This is a genomic window from Microvirga antarctica (assembly GCF_017921815.1).
GTDB lineage: Bacteria > Pseudomonadota > Alphaproteobacteria > Rhizobiales > Beijerinckiaceae > Microvirga > Microvirga antarctica.
On sequence record NZ_JAGEMM010000210.1, the window covers coordinates 1 to 279 of the forward strand.

A 279-nucleotide genomic window follows, 5' to 3' on the forward strand; every position below is an offset into this window, starting at 1 on the left:
CATCACCGTTAGCGCCAGTCCCTGTAACCCGCCCCAGGCATAACACAGCACGCCCAGCGGCGCGCCCATCGCCATTGCGCCGTAGGTGACGATACCGTTCCAGGAGATGACCCGACCAATATGCAACGACCCGACGACGCCGACGCCCCATAGTGTCGAACCGGTGCCGGCAAAACTTTGCCCAATCCCTAAAATCACGCGACCCAGCCCCAGTAGCAACAAACTGATCATCGGCCAGGCGCTGGCGATATCCGCCAGCAGGTAGCCGAGTCCGCTTAA

1 pseudogene is annotated in these 279 nt (G+C 61.3%); it reads right to left on the reverse strand.

What is annotated here, in order from left to right:
• Positions 1 to 279: pseudogene (locus J4G32_RS21530) on the reverse strand (arabinose transporter); the annotation flags it as partial.